Annotated in this window: 1 protein-coding gene; it reads left to right on the top strand. The window is 69.6% G+C overall.

The window, feature by feature from the left end; genetic code table 11:
• Positions 1 to 537 (top strand): ISAs1 family transposase (locus AB1460_RS38155; protein ID WP_368967480.1); only part of this gene is annotated, 537 nt, incomplete at its 5' end.
• Between the last annotated feature and the right edge of the window lie 72 nt (positions 538 to 609).

Consider the following 609-nt stretch of genomic DNA (forward strand, 5'->3'; position numbering starts at 1 on the left):
GTCGTCCGCAAGAACGCCCACTACCTGGCGGTCGCGAAACACAACCAGCCGAAGCTGAGGGCGTTCCTGGCCGCGTTGCCCTGGTCGGAGATCCCGACCGCGGACATCACTCGCGACCGCGGCCACGGGAGAGAAGAGACCCGCACCCTGAAGGTCGCCACCATCGATCATCTCGATTTCCCGCACGCGGCCCAGGCGATCAGGATCGGGCGTTGGCGCCGGCAGAAAGGCCGGACGGCCAGCCGCGAGACCGTCTACGCGATCACCGACGCGACCGCGGAACAGGCCAGTCCCGCGCTGCTGGCTGATCTCGCCCGCGGCCAGTGGCACATCGAGATCAAACAGCACTACGTCCGCGACGTGACCTTCGGAGAGGACTCCAGCACCAGCCGGACCGGCCGCGGCCCCGCCGTCCTCGCCCTGTTCCGGGCCACCGTCGCCGACACCCTGCGCGCCGCCGGCCACCGCAGCATCCCCGCCGGCCGCCGCGCCCACAAGACCGCCACCGCCGCACTCGACCTTCACGGCTTCCCCTGACAACCCGGACGAACCACCAGACCCGAAGATCACGGACAGATCAACTCAGAACGCGAGCGTGCCGGAGCCTTG

Source organism: Parafrankia sp. FMc2, assembly GCF_041008525.1.
Classification (GTDB): Bacteria; Actinomycetota; Actinomycetes; order Frankiales; family Frankiaceae; genus Parafrankia.